Annotated in this window: 23 protein-coding genes; 9 read left to right on the forward strand and 14 right to left on the reverse strand. The window is 68.2% G+C overall.

The features are described from left to right. Window positions 1-2: 2 nt before the first annotated feature. From IT779_RS30805 to IT779_RS30815, 3 genes are read right to left on the reverse strand one after another with little or no spacing between them, the layout of a single operon-like run. Window positions 3-533, reverse strand: a complete 531-nt coding sequence (locus IT779_RS30805) for a (2Fe-2S)-binding protein (protein WP_196152984.1) — start codon at window positions 531-533, stop codon at window positions 3-5. After that, the gene (locus IT779_RS30810) at window positions 526-1,398 is read right to left on the reverse strand and encodes an FAD binding domain-containing protein (protein WP_196152985.1); all 873 of its coding nucleotides are present in this window, start codon (window positions 1,396-1,398) and stop codon (window positions 526-528) included. Before IT779_RS30810 ends, IT779_RS30805 begins: the two co-directional genes overlap by 8 nt. Beyond that, window positions 1,395-3,746, reverse strand: coding sequence for a xanthine dehydrogenase family protein molybdopterin-binding subunit (locus IT779_RS30815; protein WP_196152986.1), 2,352 nt, complete (start codon window positions 3,744-3,746; stop codon window positions 1,395-1,397). Before IT779_RS30815 ends, IT779_RS30810 begins: the two co-directional genes overlap by 4 nt. 274 nt (window positions 3,747-4,020) lie before the next feature. Between IT779_RS30815 and IT779_RS30820 the strand changes: the two genes are divergently transcribed. Next, window positions 4,021-5,124: an XdhC family protein gene (locus IT779_RS30820; protein ID WP_196152987.1), complete on the forward strand. Its 1,104-nt coding sequence runs from the start codon at window positions 4,021-4,023 to the stop codon at window positions 5,122-5,124. A gap of 196 nt (window positions 5,125-5,320) precedes the next feature. Here IT779_RS30820 and IT779_RS30825 read toward each other — a convergent pair whose 3' ends face one another. After that, window positions 5,321-6,154, reverse strand: a complete 834-nt coding sequence (locus IT779_RS30825; RefSeq protein WP_196152988.1) for an SDR family oxidoreductase — start codon at window positions 6,152-6,154, stop codon at window positions 5,321-5,323. Window positions 6,155-6,243: 89 nt separating this feature from the next. Between IT779_RS30825 and IT779_RS30830 the strand changes: the two genes are divergently transcribed. Genes IT779_RS30830 through IT779_RS30845 form a run of 4 tightly spaced genes read left to right on the forward strand, consistent with a single transcriptional unit; the run spans window position 6,244 to window position 10,255 of the window. Beyond that, a complete protein-coding gene (locus IT779_RS30830; RefSeq protein ID WP_196152989.1) occupies window positions 6,244-7,821 on the forward strand; it encodes a methylmalonyl-CoA mutase family protein in 1,578 nt (525 codons plus the stop codon). Continuing rightward, a complete protein-coding gene (locus tag IT779_RS30835) occupies window positions 7,821-8,219 on the forward strand; it encodes a cobalamin B12-binding domain-containing protein (protein ID WP_196152990.1) in 399 nt (132 codons plus the stop codon). Before IT779_RS30830 ends, IT779_RS30835 begins: the two co-directional genes overlap by 1 nt. A gap of 36 nt (window positions 8,220-8,255) precedes the next feature. Next, window positions 8,256-9,212 (forward strand): LLM class F420-dependent oxidoreductase, encoded by a 957-nt coding sequence (locus tag IT779_RS30840; protein WP_332839054.1) that lies wholly within the window; start codon window positions 8,256-8,258, stop codon window positions 9,210-9,212. Then, on the forward strand, window positions 9,209-10,255 hold the full coding sequence (locus IT779_RS30845) for a CaiB/BaiF CoA transferase family protein (RefSeq protein ID WP_196152991.1): 1,047 nt from the start codon (window positions 9,209-9,211) through the stop codon (window positions 10,253-10,255). Before IT779_RS30840 ends, IT779_RS30845 begins: the two co-directional genes overlap by 4 nt. A gap of 150 nt (window positions 10,256-10,405) precedes the next feature. Here the strand turns inward: IT779_RS30845 and IT779_RS30850 are convergent, their stop codons facing one another. The 7 genes from IT779_RS30850 to IT779_RS30880 form a co-directional block, all read right to left on the reverse strand. Continuing rightward, window positions 10,406-11,605: a lipid-transfer protein gene (locus tag IT779_RS30850; RefSeq protein ID WP_196152992.1), complete on the reverse strand. Its 1,200-nt coding sequence runs from the start codon at window positions 11,603-11,605 to the stop codon at window positions 10,406-10,408. After that, window positions 11,592-12,044: a Zn-ribbon domain-containing OB-fold protein gene (locus tag IT779_RS30855; RefSeq protein WP_408637810.1), complete on the reverse strand. Its 453-nt coding sequence runs from the start codon at window positions 12,042-12,044 to the stop codon at window positions 11,592-11,594. Before IT779_RS30855 ends, IT779_RS30850 begins: the two co-directional genes overlap by 14 nt. A 25-nt stretch (window positions 12,045-12,069) precedes the next feature. Continuing rightward, window positions 12,070-12,537: a DUF1036 domain-containing protein gene (locus IT779_RS30860; protein WP_196152993.1), complete on the reverse strand. Its 468-nt coding sequence runs from the start codon at window positions 12,535-12,537 to the stop codon at window positions 12,070-12,072. A 25-nt stretch (window positions 12,538-12,562) separates the two neighbouring features. After that, window positions 12,563-12,742 carry a hypothetical protein gene (locus IT779_RS30865; RefSeq protein WP_196152994.1) on the reverse strand — a complete coding sequence of 60 codons (180 nt, stop codon included), beginning with the start codon at window positions 12,740-12,742 and terminating at the stop codon, window positions 12,563-12,565. Continuing rightward, window positions 12,739-13,071 (reverse strand): protealysin inhibitor emfourin, encoded by a 333-nt coding sequence (locus tag IT779_RS30870; protein WP_196152995.1) that lies wholly within the window; start codon window positions 13,069-13,071, stop codon window positions 12,739-12,741. The genes IT779_RS30865 and IT779_RS30870 overlap by 4 nt, the downstream gene beginning before the upstream one ends. An 80-nt stretch (window positions 13,072-13,151) precedes the next feature. Further along, on the reverse strand, window positions 13,152-14,327 hold the full coding sequence (locus IT779_RS30875; protein ID WP_196152996.1) for a M4 family metallopeptidase: 1,176 nt from the start codon (window positions 14,325-14,327) through the stop codon (window positions 13,152-13,154). Window positions 14,328-14,890: 563 nt separating this feature from the next. Beyond that, the gene (locus IT779_RS30880) at window positions 14,891-15,805 is read right to left on the reverse strand and encodes a D-alanyl-D-alanine carboxypeptidase family protein (protein WP_196152997.1); all 915 of its coding nucleotides are present in this window, start codon (window positions 15,803-15,805) and stop codon (window positions 14,891-14,893) included. 200 nt (window positions 15,806-16,005) lie between these two features. On the opposite strand from IT779_RS30880, the gene IT779_RS30885 reads away from it, so the two are divergent. Together IT779_RS30885 and IT779_RS30890 are read left to right on the forward strand one after the other, a co-directional pair. Further along, window positions 16,006-16,596, forward strand: a complete 591-nt coding sequence (locus tag IT779_RS30885) for a VanZ family protein (protein ID WP_196152998.1) — start codon at window positions 16,006-16,008, stop codon at window positions 16,594-16,596. Between the two features lie 57 nt (window positions 16,597-16,653). Continuing rightward, the gene (locus IT779_RS30890; protein WP_232542286.1) at window positions 16,654-17,976 is read left to right on the forward strand and encodes a HupE/UreJ family protein; all 1,323 of its coding nucleotides are present in this window, start codon (window positions 16,654-16,656) and stop codon (window positions 17,974-17,976) included. Here IT779_RS30890 and IT779_RS30895 read toward each other — a convergent pair. Next, window positions 17,971-18,519, reverse strand: coding sequence for a VOC family protein (locus IT779_RS30895; RefSeq protein ID WP_198429137.1), 549 nt, complete (start codon window positions 18,517-18,519; stop codon window positions 17,971-17,973). The genes IT779_RS30890 and IT779_RS30895 overlap by 6 nt on opposite strands. Before the next feature lie 116 nt (window positions 18,520-18,635). Between IT779_RS30895 and IT779_RS30900 the strand changes: the two genes are divergently transcribed. Continuing rightward, on the forward strand, window positions 18,636-19,547 hold the full coding sequence (locus tag IT779_RS30900; protein WP_198429138.1) for an AraC family transcriptional regulator: 912 nt from the start codon (window positions 18,636-18,638) through the stop codon (window positions 19,545-19,547). A 27-nt stretch (window positions 19,548-19,574) separates the two neighbouring features. Here the strand turns inward: IT779_RS30900 and IT779_RS30905 are convergent, their stop codons facing one another. Beyond that, window positions 19,575-20,435: an alpha/beta fold hydrolase gene (locus IT779_RS30905; RefSeq protein ID WP_196153001.1), complete on the reverse strand. Its 861-nt coding sequence runs from the start codon at window positions 20,433-20,435 to the stop codon at window positions 19,575-19,577. Window positions 20,436-20,994: 559 nt separating this feature from the next. Between IT779_RS30905 and IT779_RS30910 the strand changes: the two genes are divergently transcribed. After that, entirely contained in the window at window positions 20,995-22,296 is a 1,302-nt protein-coding gene (locus IT779_RS30910; RefSeq protein WP_196153002.1) for a patatin-like phospholipase family protein, read from the forward strand. 9 nt (window positions 22,297-22,305) lie between these two features. On the opposite strand, the gene IT779_RS30915 is transcribed toward IT779_RS30910, so the two are convergent. Beyond that, window positions 22,306-23,325 carry an NAD-dependent epimerase/dehydratase family protein gene (locus IT779_RS30915; protein WP_196153003.1) on the reverse strand — a complete coding sequence of 340 codons (1,020 nt, stop codon included), beginning with the start codon at window positions 23,323-23,325 and terminating at the stop codon, window positions 22,306-22,308. Window positions 23,326-23,353: the final 28 nt, after the last annotated feature.

Here is a 23,353-nt window from a genome sequence, read left to right on the forward strand (position 1 = left end):
GTTCACGCCTGCTGGGCGGCGGGTTCCTCGGCGTCGGTGGCGGTGGTGTCGCCTGAGGTGTCGGCGATCGTGTCGGCGGCGGTGCGCACGGCGCGCACGATGCCCTGATAGCCGGTGCAGCGGCACAGATTCCCCGAGATCGCCTCGCGGATCTCGGCTTCGGACGGGTCGGGGTTCTCGCGCAGGAACGCCGTCGCGGTCACGATGAAACCCGGTGTGCAGAAACCGCATTGGAGTCCGTGCTCGGCGCGGAAGGCGGACTGCACCGGCGACAGCGTGCCGTCGGCGGCGGCGATGCCCTCGACGGTGGTGACTTCGGCCCCGTCGGCCTGCACCGCGAAGATCAGGCAGGCGCGCACCGCGGCGCCGTCCAGCATCACCGTGCAGGCGCCGCACACGCCGTGTTCGCAGCCGAGGTGGGTGCCGGTCAGGCCGCAGCGTTCGCGCAGGTAGTCGGCCAGGGTCAGCCGGGGCGGAACCCGGTCGCGACGGCGCGCGCCGTTGATCCGCACCTCGATGTCGATATCAGTCATTGCTCGCCTCCGCGATCGCGCGCTGCCAGGCGCGTGCCACCATCACTGCACCGACCCGCCGTCGGTATTCCGCGCTGCCGTGCACGTCCGAGGACGGCTCGAGGCTCGCCGTCGCCGCGGTACCGATCTCGCGCGCGGAGATCTCGGCGGCCGGGCGCCCGAGCAGGTCCTTTTCCACGGCCCGCGCGCGCACCGGCGTCGCGGCGAGCCCGAACAGTCCGATCGCGCACCGGTCGATGCGCGAGTCGGCGTCGAGACGGACCGCGATGGCGGCGCCCGCCATCGCGAAATCACCGCTTCGCCTGGTGAATTCCTCGATGGCGTAACCGCAGCGCCCGTGCCAGACGGGGAATTCGATGCCGGTGACGATCTCGTCGGCCTCGAGGTCGGTGCTCCACATCCCGGTGAAGAAGTCCGAGGCCGCGATGGTGCGCGCCCCGCGCGGGGACAGCGTCTCGATCGCGGCGTCCAGCGTCAGGGCGACCACCGGATACTCCGCGGCCGCGTCGGCGTGCGCGATGGCGCCGCCGATGGTGCCGCGATTGCGGATCTGGAAGTGACCGATGTGCGGGGTCGCGCGCGAGAGCAGCGGCACCGCTCGGCGCACCTGCTCGGAGCCGCCGACGCTCGCGTGGGTGTTGCCCGCCCCGATGCGCACCGACTCGGCGCGCACCTCGATGCCGCGCAGTTCGCTCGGCTTGCGCAGGTCGACCAGATGGTCGAAGACCGCGAGGCGCAGCGCCAGCATCGGCACCAGACTCTGCCCGCCCGCGATGACCTTGGCCTCCTCGCCCAGTTCGGCGAGCAGGGTCACGGCCTCGGTCGCGGTGGACGGCGCGTGATATTCGAAAGCCGCGGGTTTCATTCGGCACCCCTTCCGGCGGCGCGGGCCTGTTCGACCAGGTCGACGATGGCCGAGGGGGACAGCGGCAGTTTCGAGATCTCCACGCCGAACGGTGCGAGCGCGTCCGCGACGGCGTTGAGCACCGCGGGCGCCGATCCGATGGCGCCGCCCTCGCCGACGCCCTTGAAACCGCCGGGACCGGGGCTCGGGGTGTCGATGTGGCCGATCTCGATGGTCGGCGCCTCGCTCGCGGTCGGCATCAGATAGTCGAGGAAGGTGGTGGCCACCGGGTTGCCCGCCTCGTCGTAGGCGAGGTGTTCGAAGAGCGCGCCGCCGATGCCCTGCACCGTGCCGCCGTAGATCTGGCCCTCGACCACCGCCGGGTTGATCATCGGGCCGACGTCCTCGCTGACGATGTAGCGCAGCAGCGTCACCGCGCCGGTGTCGATGTCGACCTCGCAGGTGCACAGGTGGGTGGCATTGGCCCAGATGGCCATCTGCGTGGTCTTGTGCCTGCCCGAGGATTCCAACCCGAGCGGCGTGCCAGGCGGCAGCGAATCGGTCTGGAAGTAGGCGATGTCGGCGATCTCGGCGAAGCTGAGCGACTTGTCGCCGCCGCGCACGCTCGCCCGACTGGCCGCGATCTCGATCTCGTCCACGCTCGCGCCGAGCCGGTGCGCGGCGATGGCCGTGATCCGCTCGCGCAGCGACACGGCCGCGGCGGCGATCGCGCCCGCGGTCATCGACCCCGACCGGCTGCCCTGGGTGCCGCCGCCGAACGGCGCGACGGCGGTGTCGCCCTGCACCGTGCGCACATCCGACATCAGCGCGCCGATCGCGTCGGCGGCCAGCTGCACGACGGTGGTCTCGATGCTGTTGCCCGCCGACCCGCCGGTCACGAACACGTCGACCTTGCCGCTGGGTTCGATGCGGATGGTGGCGCCCTCGGTGGACAGGAACGCGCTGGCGCCGGTGGTCGGCTCCACATAGGTGCAGGTACCGACACCGAGGTAGCGGCCCTCCGCACGAGCCGCGCGTTGGCGGGCGCGGAACGCGTCGTAGTCGAGCATCTGCACGGCCTGCTCCAAGGTCTCGAGCGGCGAGACGCTGTCGTAGACCATGCCGTTCGGGTTCGCGAACGGGAATTCGTCGCGGCGCAGCATGTTGCGGCGGCGCAACTCGATCGGGTCGATGCCGATCTGCCGCGCCGCGTGGTCGAGGAGCAGCTCGCGGGTCACCGATTCGAACTGCCACGGCCCGCGATAGGCCAGCCGCCCCACGGTGTTCGAGTACACGAATTTCGAACTGAACGACGCCTCGGTGATCCGATACGGGCCGGGGAACAGGATCCCGACCACGACGCCGCCGGTGATCGGCGACGGCGTCGGATAGGCGCCGACGTTCTGCACGTGGTCGATGGAGGCGGCCAGGATCGTGCCGTCCGCGTCGAAGGCCATGCCGACCGAGGCGTGCTCGTGTCGCGACATGCCCGCCGACATCAGGTTCTCCTGGCGGTCCTCGATCCACTTGACCGCGCAGCCGAGGGTCCGCGCGGCCAACTGCACGCACATCTCCTCGCGCAGCGGCGCGACCTTGAGTCCGAAACCGCCGCCGGTGTCGCGGGCGATGACGCGCACCTGGTGGGCGTCGATGCCGAGCAGGCGCGCGCAGAAGCCGCGCACCTCGTGCGGCGACTGGGTGGAGATCCAGATCGTCATCTCTGCGGTCGGCGCCGACCATTCCGCGACGATGCCGCGCGTCTCCATCGGTACCGGCGCGTAGGCCTGCTGGTAGATCTCCTGACGCACCACGTGCGCGGCGGCGTCGAAGATCGGGGCCAGGTCCGCGGCGGGCCGTCCGCCCATCTCACCCGCGGAGTTGCCCGCGAATCCGGCGTGCACGAGGTCCGGCGACTGCGCGGCGGTGGTGTAGTCGACCACCGGCTCCAGCGGTTCGTAGTCGACGATCACCAGTTCGGCGGCGTCCTCGGCGATGTAGCGGTCGGCGGCGATCACCAGCGCGACCGGGTCGCCGACGAAGCGGACCTCCTCCTCGGCCAGCGGCGGGCGCGGCACCGGTGGGAAGCCGACGATGTCGAGGGCATAGGTGATCTCGTGGACGCCGGGATTCAGGTCGGCGGCGGTGTAGACGGCAAGGACGCCGTCCAGCTCCAGCGCGGCGGAGACGTCTATCTCGCCGATGCGGGCGCGCGGCATGGGGCTGCGTACGAAGCAGGCGTGGGCCATGCCGGGGCGGGTCACGTCGTCGACGAAGGTGCCCGCGCCGGTCACCAGGCGGGCGTCCTCGACGCGGGGCGCCCGCGTGCCGACGACGCCGGTGGTCGCCGGGGGCGACTGGGTGCTCGTCATCGGCGGGTGCGCCGATCCCGCACGCCCGCCTCGTCGCGGGGTGGTCTGATCGATGTCATCCGGCGGATCCTCCGTTCACGCCCGTCCACGGGTATTGATCGTCCGGCGCGCGGGCCAGGGCGCACGCCGGTTCATAGCCTATGTCGAAAAAGAATATGGCGCTACAATCCAGCGAGAATTAGATTCTCATCGGCGGCGGGTCCTCCCGCCGCACGAAACCCGCTCGGCGCGCGGCACATCCGGCCTCGCACGATCGATCGTCGAAAGGGTTGCCATGCGCGAACTCGGCGGACATCTGCTGCGCTGGCACGCCGCGGGACAGTCCTACGCGCTGGCCACCATCGTGGGGATCAAGGGCAGCGCGCCGCGACCGCCCGGCGCGACCATGGCCGTGGACGCCGAAGGGAACGTGCGCGGCAGCCTGTCCGGGGGGTGCGTGGAGGGCGCGGTCGTCGAACTGTGCCTGACCGTGCTGGAAACCGGCGAACCGGTCCGCGAGACCTTCGGCTACAGCGACGCCGACGCCTTCGCGGTCGGCCTCACCTGCGGCGGCGAACTCGACATCTTCGTGCACCGCGTCACCCCGCCGCGCTACCCGCCCGTCGAGGCGGCGCTGCGCACCGGCGCACCCGTCGCGCTGGTCCGCGACCTCGATTCGGCCGCGCTGGCCGCGGTCGGCCTCGACGCCGAGGTCGGCGCGCCGATGGACCCCGCCGTGATCGGGCAGGCCAGGGCGATGCTGGATACCGGCGGCGCCGCGGTGCGCGTGGTCGGCTGCGCCGATCGCGAACGCACCGTGTTCATCGAATCCTTCGTCCCGCCGCCGCGCATGCTGATCTTCGGCGCGACCGACTTCACCGCCGCGCTGTGCCGGGTCGGCGCCCTGCTCGGCTATCGCGTCACCGTCTGCGAGGCGCGCCCGGTCTTCGCCGACAGCGCCCGCGTGCCCGAGGCCGATGAGGTGGTCAGGGACTGGCCCGACCGCTACCTGCGCGGCACCGAAGTCGACGCGCGCACCGTGATCTGCGTGCTCACCCACGACCCGAAATTCGACATACCGGTGCTCACCGAGGCGCTGCGTCTGCCGGTGGCCTACGTCGGCGCCATGGGTTCGCGGCGCGCCGACCGGGAACGCCGCGAGCGCCTGCGCGCGGCCGGACTCACCGATGCCGACCTGCGCGCCCTGCATTCCCCGATCGGCCTCGAACTCGGCGGACTGACGCCGGAGGAGACGGCGCTGGCGATCGGCGCCGAGATCGTGGCCGTGCGCCGCGGCGGTTCGGCCCGTCCGCTCTCGGACACCGACCGCCCGATCCACCCCTTCGGCCTGGTCGACCCGGTGGACCCGGCACCGATCGCACGGCTCGCGGCAGGGTAGAGCGATGCCGCGCTGCTCTCGATGCGGCCTTCGGAACGGATTCTCGCGTGCGGCGTCCGTTCGCCGCCTGCCGCACCTGGTCGCCGCCTGCCGCGAGTTCGGTGAGAAGCGCCGTTCGTGTCGGGACGCCGGTGGCGCGGCGGCTCGCGCGCGCGTGGGCGACGGTGGATCGCCCACCGCCGCCCGACACCCGGTGTCAGTCCAGGAACAGGTCCAAGGTCGGGTTGTCGCCGCCGCCGTAGCGCGACAGGTCATCGATGCCCGCGTACCGCGACACCGCGTCCACGTCGAGGAAGCAGGTGCCGGTGACCTCGCGCGCGGGCTGCGACATGATCGCCACGGCCGCGTCGGCCATGATCCGCGGGCTGCGCGCGGCGGCGAGCTGTTCGTCGCCGTCGGCGAGGTTGGCCACCGCCGAGGTGGCGATGTAGGTCTGCGGCCACAGGCAGGTGAATCCGATTCCGGCTTCGGCGTATTCGGCCGCCCAGCCCTGCGAGAGCAACGTCATGCCGTATTTGGACAGCGTGTAGGCCGGGTGCGCGCCGAGCCAGCGCGGGTTCATGTTCACCGGCGGCGCGATGGTCACCACGTGCGGATTGGCCGATTCGCGCAAGTGCGGCAGGCATGCTTTGGTGAGCAGGAAGGTGCCGCGGATGTTGATGTCCTGCATGAGGTCGAACTTCTTGGCCGAGAGCTGTTCGGTCGGCTCGACGGCGATGGCGCTGGCATTGTTCACCACCAGGTCGACGCCGCCGAAGCGTTCCACCGCGGTCTCCACCAGGCGCGCCACGTCGGCTTCCTCGCGGACGTCGCCGACCACGGCCGCTGCCTTTCCGCCCGCGGCCTCCACTTCGGCCGCGGCCGTGTGCACGGTGCCCGGCAGCCGCGGATGCGGTTGCGCCGTCTTGGCCAGCAGCACCACGTTCGCGCCCTGTTCGGCGGCCGCGAGCGCGATCGCCAATCCGATGCCGCGGCTGGCGCCTGACACCACAAGGGTGCGATCGGCCAGTGCTCGGTTCTGCTCCGACATCGTTCTCCTCGATCCCCGCGAGCCTGCGACGCGCTCGTTTCCGTAATCGGTATTGGCATTCTCTTTTTTCGAAAGTATCGTACTCAACGATGAACAACCAAGTGCAGACCTCGTCGGGAATCCCGCTCGAGCCGATCTACGGACCGGCCGATCGGCGTGCGGACCCGCCCGCGCCGGGCGAGTATCCCTTCACCCGTGGCAACTTCGCGACCGGGTACCGCGGTCGGCTGTGGACCTTCCGGCAGTACTCCGGCTTCGGCACCGCCGAGGAATCCAACCGGCGCTACCGCTACCTGCTCGAACAGGGCGGCACCGGACTCTCGGTTGCCCTCGATCTGCCGACCCAGTGCGGTTACGACTCCGACGATCCCGAGGTCAGCGAGGAGGTCGGCCGCGTCGGCGTCGCGGTGGACACCCTCGCCGACGCCGAGATCCTGTTCGACGGCATCGCGCTGGACACGATCAGCACGAGTTTCACCATCAACGGCACCGCCGCGATCCTGCTTGCCCTCTACGTGGCGGCCGCGGAGAAGAAGGGCGTGCCGCGCGCGAAACTCACCGGCACCATCCAGAACGACATCCTCAAGGAATACGCCTCGCGCGGCACCTGGATCTGGCCGCCGGAACCCTCGCTGCGCCTGATCGCCGACACCATCGAGTTCTGCGCCGCCGAAGTGCCGCGCTTCAACGCGATCTCGGTGGCGGGCGCGCACTTCCGCGACGCGGGCGCCACCGCCGTGCAGGAGATGGCCTTCACCCTCGCCGACGGCGTCACCTACTGTGACACCGTCGTCGAACGCGGCCGCATGACCATCGACCAGTTCGCGCCGCAGATCTCGTTCTTCTTCTACACCCACGGCGACTTCTTCGAGGAGATCGCCAAATACCGCGCAGGCCGCCGCCGCTGGGCCACCCTGGTGCGCGAACGCTACGGCGCGAGCACCGACAAGGCGTCGATGTTCCGCTTCGGCTGCGTCGCGGGCGGCGCCTCTCTCTATGCCCCGCAGGCCCAGAACAACACGGTCCGCGTCGCCTACGAGGCACTGGCCTCGGTACTCGGCGGCGTGCAGTCGATGTTCACCGCGGCCTGGGACGAACCCTTCGCCCTGCCCAGCGAGGAGTCGACCACCCTGGCGCTGCGCACCCAGCAGGTGCTCGCCTACGAGACCGGCGTCACCAGGGTCGCCGACCCGCTCGGCGGCTCCTACTTCGTCGAAGCCCTCACCGACGCCACCGAGGACAAGATCATCGAGATCATGCGCGACCTCGACGAGCACGGCGGCATGGTGCGCTGCATCGAGGACGGCTATCTGCAGGGCCTCATCGCCGATGAGGCGTACTCGCTGCACCAGGCCGTGGAATCCGGCGAGCGGCCCGTGGTCGGGGTCAACCGGTTCGTCTCCGAGGAGCCCGCACCCGATATCGGCACCTACGAACTCGACGCGCAGGGCCGCGAACGCCAGCTCGAACGACTGGCCAAGGTCAAAGCCGAACGCGACCCCGCGGCGGTGCGCGACACCCTGGCCGCCCTCGCGCGCGGCGCGGAAGGAGACGACAACCTCATGCATCGCCTGATCGATTGCGCCAACGCCTACTGCACGGTGGGGGAGATGACCGCCGCGCTGAAGTCGGTGTGGGGCGAATTCCAGCAGCCGGTGGTGTTCTGATGCCCGCCCGCGTGCTGGTCGCCAAACCGGGGCTGGACGGACACGACCGCGGCGCCAAGATCGTCGCCCGCACCCTGCGCGACGCCGGATTCGAGGTCATCTACACCGGAATCCGCCAGCGCGTCGAGGACATCGTCTCGATCGCGCTGCAGGAGGACGTGGCCGTGGTCGGCCTGAGCATCCTGTCCGGCGCGCACCTCGCGCTGACCACCCGCGTCGTCACGGCGCTGCGCGCGGCCGACGCGGGCGACATCGCCGTGGTCGTCGGCGGCACCATCCCGCAGGCCGACGTGCCGAAACTACTGGAAGCCGGTGCGGCCGCGGTCTTTCCGACGAGCACTCCGCTGGAGACCCTCGTCACCGAGATCCGCGCCCTGACCGGCACACCCGCGCCGTGACGGCGTCGTAGACCCCCGAGAAAGCAGGCAGACATGGTGCGCATCGGCGTGATGATCGGACCCGAGAAGGGTGATTCCGGGCGCAAGCTCGAACGGATGCTGCGCGATATCGAGTGGGCCGAATCCGCGGGCATGGACACCGCGTGGATTCCGCAGATCCCCACCGACTTCGACGCTCTCATCACCATCGCCGCGATGGGCTTGAAGACCTCGCGTATCGAATTGGGCACCGCCGTGGTGCCGTTGCAGGCTCAGCACCCGATCGCTCTTGCCCGCCAAGCGCTTTCGGCGCACGCCGCGGCGGGCGGGCGGCTCGCGCTCGGCGTCGGGCCATCGCACCACTGGATCGTCAGCGACATGCTCGGCCTGCCCTACGACAAACCCGCCGCCTACAGCCGCGACTACCTCGAGGTGCTGAACGCCGGACTCGCGGGCACCGGCTCGGTGGACGTCGAGAACGACAGCTTCACCGTGCACAACCCGCTCGACCTCGGCCCCGTGGCGCCCGTCCCGGTGCTGATCGCCGCGCTCGGCCCGGTCATGCTGCGCATCGCGGGCGAACTCACCGACGGCACCGTGCTGTGGATGGCCGACGAGCGCGCCATCTCCGACCATGTGGTCCCCAAGATCACCAAGGCCGCCGCCGACGCGGGCCGCCCCGCCCCGCGCGTGGTCGCCGGGCTCCCGGTGTGCCTGTGTCCCGCAGACCGGGTCGACGAGGCTCGTGCGCGCGCCAACCGGATCCTCGGCGAGGCCGAGGTATCGCCGAATTACCAACGGCTGCTGGAGAAAGGCAGCGCGCGCGATATCGGCGACCTGTGCGTCGCGGGCTCCGAGGAGCAGATCGCGGCGGGCCTGCGCCGTTACGCCGAAGCGGGCGCGACCGATATCTCCGTTCGCCTGCTGCCGATCGGCGACACCAGGGACGAACTGGTCGCCTCCAAACAGCGCACCAGGGAGATGATCGCGGCCATCGCCGGTGACCTGCGGTGAGTTCGACGTCCGCGGGCCCGCTCGCCGGGATCCGCGTACTCGAGGTCGGCACCATGCTGGCGGGACCGTACGCCACCATGATGCTGGCCGATCTCGGCGCCGAGGTCACCAAACTGGAACCGACCGGCGGCGACATCTCCAGACAGGTGAGCGACAACTATTTCGCGAGCCTGAACCGTGGCAAGCGCAGCATCCGCATCGAACTGGGCAGCGATGCGGGTCGCGCTCGCCTCGGCGAACTCGTCGCCGATTCCCATGCGCTGCTGGTGAACCTGAAACCGTCGGCGATCGAGCGACTCGGGCTCACCTACGACGCGCTGCGTGCATACAACGAGCGCATCGTCTGCGTCGCGATCACCGGCTACGGCCTGCACGGCGGCGACGATCCGGCCTTCGACTACGTGATCCAGGCCGCCGCCGGGATCGCCGCGCTCACCGGCGATCCCGAAGGACCGCCAACCCTGCCCGGCTACTCGTCGGCCGACAACTCCACCGGCCTCACCGCCGCACTCGGCCTGGTCTCCCAGATCCTGTCCGGCCGCGGCGGGCAGATCGACGTCTCGCTCTACGAAGTCATGCTCTCCCAGCTCAACTACCACGCCTCCGCCTACCTCAACAGCGGCGTGATCCCGCAACGCCGCCCCCACGGCGCCCACTCCTATTACGTTCCCGCCCAGATCTTCCCGACCGCCGAAGGCCACCTCGCCCTGTTCGTCACCCACGACGGCTTCTGGAAGACCTTCGCCGCCGAAGCGGGCATCGACGGCTTCGAACGCATGGCCGACCGCGCCGCCCGCCGCCCCGAAGTCCTCGAGGTGGTCACCGCGGCCCTGTCCACCGACACCGCCGCAGGCTGGGAATCCCGCCTGCGCCCCTTGGGAATTCCCGCCGCCGCCGTCCGCGACCTACCGACCGCCCTCGAGGCCAGCCCCGAAGCGATCGTGCACGCGGGGGAGTACCGCCTGGTCGGAAGCCCGATCCGGGTCCAGGGCTACACCCCCACCTACACACCCCCGCCCGTGCTCGGAGAACACGGCCCGTAACCGTCGCGGCCCGCCGCCATCGCTTGTCGCACCCCACCTGATCACGTTCGGACCGATCCGGCAGGCGCATGCGCGCGCGGCTCGACTCGACTCGAACACCGACAGCACTGTCCCGCAATCATTTTCGGATCGCGAGACAGTGCCGTCGGGTCAGTTGGTGGCGATGATGGCCGAGCCGTGGCCGAACAACCCCTGGTTCACGGCGATGCCCGCGCGCGCGTTCTGCACCTGACGGCCGTCGGCTCGACCGCGCAACTGCCAGGTGAGTTCGCAGATCTGGGCGATGGCCTGCGCGGGAATCGCCTCGCCGAAGCAGGCCAGACCGCCGCTGGGATTCACGGGAATGCGCCCGCCGAGCGTGGTCGCGCCGCTGCGCAGCAGTTCCTCCGCGCCGCCCGTCTCGCAGAGCCCGATGTCCTCGTACCAGTCCAGTTCCAGGGCAGTGGACAGGTCATAGACCTCGGCGAAGGACAGTTCGGACGGACCGAGTCCGGCTTCCTCGTACGCGGCGTGCGCGATGGCGGAGCGGAAGGTGTGCGGCGGCGGTTCTACGGCCGATGCCGAGTCGGTCGCGAAATCCGGCAGGTCGAGCACGGTTTTCGGGAAGGTCGGCGTGACCGTCGACAGCGCGCGGATGCGGACCGGCGTCGGGTTGCCGTGGCGGCGGGCGTACTCCATCGAGGTCAGGACGAGGGCCGCGCCGCCGTCGCTGGTCGCGCAGATGTCGAGCAGCCGCAGCGGGTCGGAGACGATCGCCGAGGCCGCGACCTCCTCGGCCGACACCTCTTTGCGGTAGCGGGCGTACGGGTTGTGCAGGCCGTGCTTGGCGTTCTTCACCTTGACGGCGGCGAAATCCTCGAGCGTCGCGCCGTGCAGCGCCATCCGGCGGCGGGCGTAGAGCGCGAAGTAGATGGGGTTGGTGGCGCCGAGCAGGTGGAAACGCAACCAGTCCGGGTCGTCGCGACGTTCACCGCCGACCGGCTGGAAGAAGCCCTTTGGCGTGGCGTCCGCGCCGACCACCAGCGCCACATCCGTCAGACCGGCCAGGATCTGGGCGCGCGCGTTGGCGATGGCCTGCGCACCGGACGCGCACGCGGCGTAACTGCTCGAGATCCGCGCCCCCGACCACCCGAGGGCCTGGGCGAAGGTCGCGCCGGAGACGAACCCCGGGTATCCGTTGCGAATCGTGTCCGCACCCGCGATATAGCCGACGTCGCGGTGGTCGACCCCGGCGTCGGCCAGCGCCGCACGAGCCGCGACCAGCCCGTATTCGACGAAGTTGCGCCCCCATTTGCCCCACTCGTGCATGCCCGCGCCGAGGACGGCGATATCGCGATCATTCTCGGTCATCGACCGGCCTCCACATCCACACCGTGTGCTCGGCTTCCTCGTCGGTGTACAGCACGCCGACGGTGAGTTCGACCGGCATCCCGACGGCCAGGTCGTCCACGGTCAGGCCGCGCACGACCTGCCCGAGGATCACCATCTGCTCGACCTCGAGTTCCACCGCCGCGACGACGTAGGGCTCGAAGGGGTCGGGGGAGACGTAGGGCGGCGGCGGTTTGTATCGGGCGTCCGCGTACGACCAGATCCGGCCTCGTGTCGAGAACAGGTACTCGACCAGTTCGGAGCCGTCCTTCGAACTCGCGCACCCCGGGTTCCGGCAGGCGAGCGTGTTCTGCGGGAAATACGGTGTGCCGCAGACCTCGCAGCGGGTTCCCACCAGGCGCGGTGCGCCGTCGTCGGCGGTGAACCAGCCCGATATCGCGGGGCGTTGTTCCTTCTGCACAGTCCCGACACTATAGGAACACGTTCTATTTCTCGACCGGATCCAGATCCGCCCGCGCTGTGATCCCGTGATCGATGAGGACCGAACCGATCGTTCTGATCTGGCCGGGCGCCGGGCCGAGCGTCACCGTCAGACCGAAGAAGGGGTGATGGCCGTTGTCGGCCTGCTGGAAATCGAGTCCGATGAAGTTGGGTTGCTGGTTGCAGTTGGTGTTGTCGTCGTAGCACTGATCGAATGCGACGTCGCGGATCCGATGCCAGTGGTTGCCGGTGCCGTCCCAGGTCGCGCCCCCGGAATTCTTGAACTCCTGGGCGTAGAAGGACGCGAACCTGTTGACGCGCTGCAGGTTCACATCCCAGAGGCTGCGGGTCTGGCCGGGCGCGACCGACCACCAGCCCTTCTTTCGGAATCGTGTCGGTCCGCAGCCCTTGTCGCCGTAGACCAAAGCGATCCAGAGCGTGTTTCGGTAGGCGTTGTGGAATTCCAGAGGCATGATGCCGTCCTTTTTCGTGCCGCGATCAGTTCGGTCGCTGCGAGTTGTCGTCAGGCGCCGCCGAGGGCAGGCTCTCGGGCACCCTGTCTTCCCCGCCCGCGCCGTCGAAGTCGGCCAGAGCGGGTGAACGAGTAAACGTCCTTTCGGCTTGCGTCGGGTCTTCGGTCGGATCGCCGTCGGCCGCGATGGGGTGGGGTATTGTCATCTTTTGTCTCCGTTCAGTTCTGATTCATCGGAATGGTCTCGCAGCCAATCACGCAACCGCGCGAACTCCTCGGAGACATTTCCGTCGACAGCCGACAGCACGACGGTTTCGGCATCGGCGGCATCGATGGTTATCTCGTATGTCTGCGCGTCACGACTCCGGTCGGAATCCGCTTCCGGTGCGGGTCGGTGACGCGTCGCCACCGCCGCACGGATCAGCCGGTCCAGCTCGGCGCGGGCGTGCCCGTCGAGCCGGTCGGTCACGACGACCACCGAGGGGTTGCCGAAACCGCCGGTCAGTCCGCCGTAGGTGTCGAGGGAAATTCTCATGAATCACGCTCCAGTACAGTCGTTGTGCTGGAAGTATCCCCTTGAATCGCGCTCGGGCCCGGACCGTGGCCGGTTCGGCGCTATTGCGACTCCTGCACCGCCGCGGTCAGTGCTTTCACCTCGGCGGACAGCCGCTCGAGCGTCTCGCCGATCGTGTCGAGTGACACCGTCGACGCCGAAACCAGATCGTCGGCGCTCGCCCCGATGCTCGCCACCCGAATGCCGACCTGTGCCCAGGCGTCGTCGACCGCCTGCTGCTCGGTGCTGCCGACACCGAAGAGCTGCGCCGCTTTGACCGAGGTCGTCTCGGCGAACTCCTGGAATTCGGTGGTCCGCGTCGAGGCTTTCAACGCTTCGTACCAGATCTGCCCCGGCGCCTTCCACGCGTGTCCGCCGATCCCGACGGCGGTGAGGTAGAACGCCTTGTTCGGGATGCCCGAATTGAGGTGTACGCCGCCGTTGTCCCCCCTCGGGGTGTCCGGCAGCACCACGAAATCCTTCATGTGCGCGGGTTGGCGATCCCGGCCCATGTCGGGGTTGTTGTAGGCCTGTCCCGGCGCCTTCAACGATCTCAACGCGTCCCCGGCGAAGCGCGGGGTGAACACCTCGGCGCCGATCAGCCAGTCGGCTTCCGCGGCGGTCTCGTCGCGTGAGAATTGTTTGACCAAGGAACCGAAGACATCCGAAATCGACTCGTTCAACGCCCCGGACTGCTTGTGATAGACCAGACCGGCGGTCGTCTCGGTGACTCCGTGGGTGAGTTCGTGGGTGATGACGTCCTGTGCTCCGGTGAGGTCGCTGAAAATAATGCCGTCACCGTCGCCGAACACCATCCTTCGGCCATCCCAGAAAGCGTTGTTGAACGCTCGCCCGTAGTGCACGTAGCCGTCCAGGCGCATACCGAATCCGTCGATCGAGTCACGGCCGAAGACTTCGGCGTAGAAGCGCCGTGTCAGCCCGAAACCGTCGAATGCCCGGTCGACCGATCCGTCCTGCGACGGTTCCGATGTCTCGCTCCTGGCCAATACGGCCGACGAAAGCGACGCCTCGTGCCTGGCGTCGAAGATGGTCCGCCGACCACCGGCCGATGCGGCCATGCCCGCGAGCGACGGCATTCCTTCGCGTCCACCCCGCAATTCCGAACTCGCCAGCAGAGTGTTCAGAGCCGCTTCGCGGACCGCCGCGTCATCGGATTCCAGTAGTTTCTCCAGCAGATGTGGAGGTGTGATGCAGTGGTGTCGATCATGAGACCACATGGTTTACTCCGACCGTTGATTCGCCGATAACTTTCGCAGTGATCATTCTGTCGCTCGTCAGGTTCCGACAGCACGCGTAGCGCACTACTCCATTCCACGGTCGAAACCGATCGAGCGGTTCTATACATCGCGGAGATCGAATCCTGTCGGCACCGCGTACCGGTCGTGGCGGAGCGCGAATGCCGTTGGCCAGTAGATGATCTCGTGACGCGAACGTATCCCTCGATCACGTAGTGGAGGTTTCCCGTTGAATGTATCCGGAATGAAGCCCACGATCCGACTGATTCCTGGTACCCATTTCGGAGGCGCATCGTGGGAATCATCGGAGCGGTGAGGTTCACCTGGCATCGGTATCGGAAAGCAGACCGGGCCCGGTTTCTGTGACGAGTTGAGAGATCGTGCCGCTTCATGAGGTGGAGGTGACCGGACCGATGGTGATGAATGTGGTCGACGCGCCTGCGTTGTCTCGGTCGAAACCGGTCGCCGCGGTCACGCGCACGGCGAACGCGGCGCGCGTGCGCACACCTGGCCCCAACTGCCAACGGCCCTCGGTCGATCGAGCACTATCCGATCGGCAACGCCGTCAGGATCGGGTTGTAGGCCCAGTTCAACATGCGCTCGGCATCGGCCTGGGCGACATCGGCGCTGTAGTCCGAACTGTGCAGAACCACCCCGATCATCGGAATTCCGGCCCTGACCGTCTCGAACAGCAGGCAGGTTCCGGCGGCGTCGGTATTGCCCGTCTTGATCCCGACGGCGCCGGGATAGTCGCCGAGCATGCCGTTGGTGGTCTCCCAGAGGTGCGCGCGGTTGCCGGGACCCGCGGGCACGCCGTAGCTGCGCGACCCGACGATCTCGCGGAACACCGGCAAGCTCATCGCGCGCAGACCGAGAGTGACCAGATCCGCGGGGGTGGAGTACGTGGAGTGGTCGGTGGGGTTGGGCAACCCGCTCGGGTCGGTGAAATTCGTTCCGCCCAAACCCATTCGGCGCGCTGTCTCGTTCATGGCGGCGATGAACCCGCCTTGTCCCGGCCCGTACGCCTCGGCGAGAGCGTAGGCGGCATCGCAACCCGACGGAAGCAGCAGCGCGTACAGGAGTTGCCGCCCGGTGAGCACCTCGCCGGGAACAAGGCCCGCAGTGCTCCCGTCGTGCTCGGCGCAGTAGCCGACCACCTCGCCCGGCACGGTGACGGCCCGGTCGAGTGCGCCCGAGTTGATCACGACCAGCGCGGTCATCACCTTGGTGATGCTGGCGATCGGCAGCGAGGTGTTCAACTCTCGCGACCACAGCACCGTGCCGGTGAGCCCATCCGCCAGCGCCGCCCCCGACGCGTGCACTCCTTCCGGACCGCGAGTCACCCACGGCAGCGGAAGATGGGTGTCGCTCGCGGCGGGAGCGGCCGCGAGACCGTGGCCGGCGACCGCGATCAGCGCTCCGAGCACAACAGTCTGCAACAATCTGGCAAATTTGCGCATGGGCGGTATTCTGCCGTGTCCCTTAAGTGGTCAGCGGGATTTTCGCGCGCGAATCGCTAGCCGAATTCGGTGATAGCTTGCGATCGGCAAATCTGGAACGCCGCTGATTCGCTCGTTGTCCCGCGCGGATACGGTGGAGATCGTGTGGACGGTTCTCGGAGCCCGCCGTGGACGCGGCTGATTCGGGTGACACTTGCGGCGTGGAGAGAACATGGGAGACGTGGGGTGCGGTGGTGATCGCCGCTGTGGCCGTGCTGCCGGTCGCCGCGCTCGCGGCTTGGTGGCTGGGTCGGCGACGCGGATGGCGCCCGGCGCTGTGCGAGGTCGGGATCGTCGTCGGCACCGCGCCGTGGCTTTGGATGATTCTCACCCCGACCGGGACCGGTCGTTCGCTGAACCTCGTCCCACTGCGCGATCTGACCGAAGTGCTCGCAGAAAATCGGACAGTTGAGCAACTAGGTGGCAACCTCCTGGTTTTCGCCGCTCTGGGGTTCCTGCTGCCGGTCCGCCACCCGTGGTTCGCTCACTCGCACCGCATCCTGCTGACGGGAGCGGCGGCATCGATCGCGGTGGAGACCGCGCAATTCGCCCTCGCCATCGGCCGACACACCTCCGTGGACGACGTGCTCTTGAACGCCGTGGGCGCGTGGTCGGCCTGCCAACTCTCCCGACCGCTGTGGGCCCCGTCTCCCGAGCGTGATCGACCACCGCCCGTGAAACGGGTGGCCGTAGGTGAGGTGAGCCACCCGCGAGAACTCGAAGTCCCGACCGTCCCGAAACCGCGCGAATAGGTAGATCGACCGATTCGGAGCCACCCGGGGAACCCCCATCATTGCCTCGTGACACGAATGCTGCGAAGAGTAATAGTCGCGCTGGGTTGTGCGCTCATCGTGTTGCTGCACAACCCGATCGCCGCCCCCGCGCATCCGATGCGAGCCACCTCGGTCGTGCTCGACGTGGGTGAAACGGTGATCGCCGCCGAATTCTCGATTCCCGCCGCCGATTTCGCGGAGGCGAGCGGTATCGACGTCGACCTGCGTCCGCGGCTGTCGTCCGAAAACTCCGTCGCGATAACGAATTACATGCGCGACCATCTCCGCCCCGCCACGCCCGACGGCGTCCCGTGGACCGTCCACATCGATGATCCGCGCCTGGACTACACGAACCGAGCGGCCACCGGCTCGTACAAGGAACTCGTCGTGCCCGCGGTGCTGACCCCACCCGCGAACGTCGACATGCGTCGATTCGTCCTGGGTTACGACGCCGTGGTCCGCGAGGTCGCCACGCACATCGCCATCGTGTCGGTCCGGCAGGACTGGCGCGCCGGGCGGGTCGGCGCCGACGAGGCGAAGCAGGTCGGCGTCATCCGCATGGACGCCGATTCGATGACCGTGCCATCCTTGCTGGTCGACCTGACCGAAGGCGGCGCGTGGCGGGGATTCCTCGCGATGGTCGAACTCGGCGGCCACCACATTCTCGAGGGCGCCGACCACCTGCTGTTCCTGTTCACCCTGCTCCTGCCCGCCGTGTTGATCGCCCGATCCGGCCGATGGCATCCCGACAATCGCGGACGGCGGGCCGTGCGCCACATCCTCGCGGTCACCATTGCTTTCACCGTCGGGCATTCCGTCGCGCTGGTGGTCAGCGCGCTGAGTCGGGTGGAGCTACCCGCGCGCCCGATCGAAACACTCATCGCCGTGACGATTCTGATCGGTGGAGCGCACGCCATCCGGCCGCTGTTCCCCGGGCGCGAAGCTCTTGTCGCCGGGCTGTTCGGACTCGTGCACGGTATGGCGTTCTCGTTCACCCTCGCCGAATTGAATCTGTCCACAGGGCAATTGGCGCTCAGCGTCCTCGGATTCAACCTCGGCATCGAGGCCGTCCAACTGCTGCTGGTAGCGCTCGCCCTGCCGCCGCTGCTGGTCCTGGCCACGACCCGAGCGCAGCCGTTCCTCCGCGTCGGCGGCGCCTTGCTGGTGATCGTCGCAGCTCTCGGATGGGCCTGCGATAGAATTGGTTTCGCGAATCCGATCGCCGTGGCCGCCGATCAGGTCGGCGCCGTGATCCTTCCGATCGTCATCACCTCGAGCATCCTGGCGGTCACCCTGTCAGTGGTCAGGGCACTGCGACAACGGATTTCGATCACCGCCGTCGGTGTCGCCGACTCATGAGCCGTCCCCTCGGGCACCGGTCGTGGAAGGCGCCCACCGTGCGTCGATGGTCGGCGTCGTGTAAGAACCTGTTTCCGCGCCATCGGTGAACTCGACCCCGAAGAATGTGTCCGTCGGGGCGGAGAAGTAATAGAAGCGCAGCACGGTGCCATCGGGATCCGGCACATCGATGCGCGGTCCGGCGGCGGTCTCGACCACGTCGCCGCATGCGATGCCCATCTGTTCGCATCGACGCATTATCTCGTCCAGTGTGTGACGGCCCTCGGGGCGGAATGCGATCACGTCGAAACCGGCGAGATCCGGGGCGCCCGCACACACCGACCGCTCCCGCAGCGCGATGCTGTACGTTCCCGAAGGATCGATCAGACCGGCTCCCCGAACGACACCGTCTTCGGCGAATTCGGTCCACAGACGCAGATCGAGCAGACGGCAATACCAGCGGACGCTGTGCGCGAGGTCGGTCACCGGCAATTTGACCTGCGCGATGCGCGTCAATCGGACGGTCACGGCCTGCTCCCGCCGCGAGCGTATTCCTGCTTCCACATCCCCACTCCTTTGCATATCCGAACAATCCGGGATCACGATTGACGGTATGGCCCGGATCTCGGACAATCCATATGTGAAAGTCTGGGCTATCACAGTGATCGTCCGAGATCGGCGTGGATGATCTCCTGAGCCGGGTGTTGAGCGAGATCCGATTCCACAGCGCCGGATATCGCCGACTGCGGCTGGGCGCGCCGTTCGAAATCACCTTCACCCAGTCCGGCCTGCGCGGAATCCACATCGTCCTGCACGGGGAATGCGATCTCGTCCTCACCGGAGACATCCGACACCGCCTGCGCGCGGGCGATCTGGCGATCCTGCCGCGAGCCGACCCGCACGCCCTGTGCTCGATCGGCCCGCCACCGCTGCGGCCCACCTCCGCCGCGCAACTCGCCGCCCTGCCGGACAAGTCGATCCACTTCGGCGGTTCCGGAGCCGAAACCTCGATACTGTGTGGCGCTTTCGCGGTCGGCGAACCGCAACACCCCGCCTTGCAGGGGCTCCCGTCGGTGCTCCACGTTCGCGGCGAGCGCGGCGCCGTGCCACCCTGGCTCCACCCCTACATCGATATCGTGACCGCCGAGGTCGCCGAGCAAGCGGCAGGCAGCGACCTGGTCATGGCCCGCCTCTCCGACGCCATCGTCATCCGCGCCATGCGCCATCACGGCGCCGTCACCGACCAACCGGGATGGCTTGCGGGCCTTGCCGATCCAGCGCTCGCCCGCGCGCTCGCCGCCATCCACGACGATCCGGCGCACCCGTGGCGGATCGACACACTCGCGCACCTGACCGGCATGTCCCGCGCGACATTCGCGGCGAAATTCACCGACCGCGTCGGCCAACCCGCCATCACCTACATCACAGCCCTGCGAATGCAGAAGGCACGCACCCTACTTCGTGACGATCGCCTGACCGTCGCCGCCATCGCCCGCCAGGTCGGGTATCGGTCCGACGTGGCATTCGCCGCCGCCTTCAAACGAGCACACCGTATGTCGCCCGGCCGATTCCGTGCACACGAACAGCACTGATCAGCCCTTCCGGATCGAGCCGAACGGTCAGAGCGCGAGCACCGCGGCGGCGACCCGGTCCGTCGCGGTGTCCGGCAGGGCCGTACCCATGTCGTCCAGGACGAGCAGTCGCGCCGCGCGAATTTCGGCGGCGAGGACTTCGCCGTTGCCGACCGGGAAGAACGGATCGGCGCGGCCGTGCACCACGAGAGTCGGCACGTCGAGTTCACCGAGTCGCTCCCGCCATCGCGGGGCGCAGTCGATCCGGGAGAACACCATCCCGAGCTGATTCGCCTGGTGCACAGCGGGATCGCGGGACGGCGTGCGATCCCAGATCCGGGCAGCACTCGCCCGCGCCTGCTCCGGATCGTCTCCCAGCAACTCGGCTCCCGCCGCCGCGAACGCCGCCACCGCGGCCCGGTCGCTCCAGTCCGGCATCGGATGGGAGAACAGCGCGCCCATCACCGCGGGGTCGTGATCCGGCAGGTCCTCGTCCACCGGCCCCGGCGCGACCGGCCGGGTGCCGACGAGAGTCAACGCGCAGAACGCATCCGAGTGATCCAGAGCTGCGACCTGAGCGACCATCCCGCCGACCCCCACACCACCGAGATGCGCGGTCTCGGCGCCGAGCACCCCGACCAGCGCCGCCGCATCGGCAGCGAGATCCCGCAGGTCATAACTTGGATTCTCGGGGTCGAGCGTCGTCGAGGCACCGGAGTCACGCAGGTCGTAACGCACCACCCGCCGCCCGCCCGCCGCGACCCGCTCGCACAATCCGTCGGGCCAGGACAACATCGTCGTGCCGCCCACCAGCAGCACGAGCGGATCATCCTCGCGGCCGAAGCTCTCGATACCGATATCCACCCCGTTCGCCCGTACGGTCGTCCCGTACCGAACCGGACTCGTCATGCCTGGACTCCTGTCTGTGAAAGCATTCGGCGGTATAGACGACGGATGTTGCCGAAAGTCATCGGCGCAACCGACATCATTACCACCCCGGCAATGGACGCGACCTCGACCGTAGCGTCGATCACCGACAACTCGGCGAACACCGGTCGAATGCGTCCGGGCGCGGGACGTCGGCTCGGCTGCTTCGCGAGAATGCCGAGCGTGCGGTCGGCGCGGAAGCTGTGCGAGAAGGCAGCGTCGAATGATTCCGATATCCGAAACTTCCGGTGAACCGCCGAACAGTCGCGTCGCGGTTTCCTATGATTTCTCGTGTCCGACCGGACAGTGTGAGCCGACCGCGGAAGCGAGGTAGGCGGCATGCGATCGCGGATGTCGATGTCCGGAGCATATTCGGTTGCGGAACGATAACAGATTCAACTTTTGAATTCCCGGTTTCGAAAACGACGCGACAGCACACAACTGATATAGACGCGGCGCCGGCATCTGTGCCGCTCGAGCGACCCGGATCAGGCGAGCATCGGCGGGGGAATTCACTCTTACTCGACGAAGGAATTCTGCGATGAACCAAGGAACTCGCGAAGTGGTGTACTGGTCCGGACCCGCGCCGCGCCGAGTGAGCGTCGTCGTGGCGGGCGCGGGAGCCCGCGGTGGCTATGAGGCGGGTGTCTTGTCCGTGTTGGTGCCGCGGCTGCGCGGCGCGGGTGTGGAGGTGGTGGACTTCGTCGGCACCAGTGCGGGCGCCATCAATGCGACGATCTTCGCGGCGCTGGCACACCTACCTGCCGAGCAGCAGGCTCGCCGAGCCTTGCGGGTGTGGCGTGGGATCACCGTCTCCGACGTGTTCAGGTCCCCGAGTATCGGGCTGCCTCGGCTGGCGGGCAGTGCCGCCGGGCAGTTCCTGCACATCCCCGGTGTGCAGCTGACCCACCTGCTGGACACCGCGCCGCTGCGCCGCACCGCCGAACGGGTCGTCGACTGGAAGTCGTTGCGCGCCAATATCGACTCGGGAATCACGACGCTCGCTGTGGTCGCGACCTCCGGTGCCGACAACCGCACCGTCGTCTTCGTCGACCGCGCCGATCGCACGTCGTTGCCGCAGACCGACGACGAACGGCCGATCGACTACGTGTCCGCCGAGATCACCGCCGAACATGTGCTCGCGTCGGCGGCGATTCCGATCGCGTTCCCGCCCGTGCATGTGAGTGACCCGCGGCGAGCGGGCTGGTATCTCGACGGTGGTATACGACTGAACGCGCCACTCAAGCCCGCGATCGCGCTGGGTACCGACGCGATCGCCATGGTGGCGACGCATCCGGTGGTCGACGCCACGACATCGGCGCCCGCCGACGAACGGCCGATCGACGTGGACGATGTCGTCGTGCGGCTGATGGACGCCGCGCTGGTCGACCGGATGATCGAAGACATGCGCACCCTCGACAAAGTCAACATGCTGGTCGACGGCACCGAATCCACCACCGCGACCGGACGGCCGCGACAGGTCATCCCGTTCTTTCCCATCACGCCACCCGCACGAAAGACGCTGGGTGATCTCGCCGAAAAGGTATTCGCCGCAAGGCATCATCGACGCGGCGGCATCCTGCCCGCACTGCGTCAGGCGGAGTTGCGAATGCTGGGTCGAGTGCTGGGCGGTGACGGCCCGCGCCGCGGCGACCTGTTCAGCTACCTGTACTTCGACAACGAATTCATCGAAGCGTCAATAGAACTCGGCCGGCGTGACGCTCACGCCGCACTCGACGCCTCGCCGTCACATCACCTTCCGTGGCAGATCGGTACGCGGATTCGCTCGACGGAGGATCGCGGAATCGTCGTGTCCGATGATCACGCGGCCGAACCCGTATGATGGCGGCGTTCAGACGATGGCGTGCGCGAAAAGGCTTCGTGCGCAGTCGGTGACGGTTTCGCGGGCCGGGCGTGGTCGCCAGTCGAGTAGTTCGTGCGCTTTCGCCGTGCTGTGTCGGTTCTTTCGGCCCAGGGCGGGGATCAGCTCGGCGAGCGCGGTGTCGCGGCGGGCGGCCAGGCGGACCAGGAGGTCCGGGGCGGGTCGGGTGGAGACCTTCGCCGCGTCGGTTCCGAGATCGGCGCGCAGTGTGCGTGCGATGTCGCGCATCCAGAGGAATTCTCCGGTGCCGAGGAAGCGTTGGCCCGCGGCGGCGGGGGATTCCAGTGCGCGGATGTGTAGGTCGACGAGGTCGCGCACGTCCACGACCTCGAGTCCGATCCGGGGAATCCAGGGCATCCGCCCCGCGAGCATTCGCGCGATGATCGACACCGACCCGACCGTCTCGGCGCGGAGTACGGGGCCGAATACCGCACCGGGCAGCACCGTTGTGAGTTCCGGTGCGCCGGAGGTGGTTTCGACGAATTCCCAGGCCGATTTCTCGGCCAGGGTCTTGGCTCGGCGGTAGGGGATCAACGCGGGATCGTCGGGGTCGGTCCACAGGGTCTCGTCGCTGATGTCGTCGACGGTGTAGGAGGAATGGCTGGCCGCGTTGGCCGCGGAGGTCATCACCACGCGCCGGATCCCGGCTCGGGTGGCCGCGTCGAGGACCCGCTGGGAGCCGCCGCGGGCGACGTCGATCAGTCGTCGCGCATCCTGGTCACCCGTCAGACCCATCTGTGCCGCGATGTGCATGACCGAATCCACCCCATCCATCGCCTCGGACCATCCGGTATCGGAGAGCAGGTCGAGTTGGACGAAGTCGAGTCGTTCGGTGGATTCGGCGACGGGCGCGACCGCGGCGCGCACTGTGTCCGCTCCGGTGAGATCGCGGACAGCGGCGCGAACCCGGTAGCCGCGGCGCAGGAGTTCGGCGACGGCCCAGCCGCCGACAAATCCCGTTCCGCCGGTAACGAGTACATGTTCGGACATGGCAGGGCCTTCCTGTATCGTGGCCGGA

Origin of the sequence: Nocardia bovistercoris (assembly GCF_015674855.1) — a bacterium.
Taxonomy (GTDB): domain Bacteria; phylum Actinomycetota; class Actinomycetes; order Mycobacteriales; family Mycobacteriaceae; genus Nocardia; species Nocardia bovistercoris.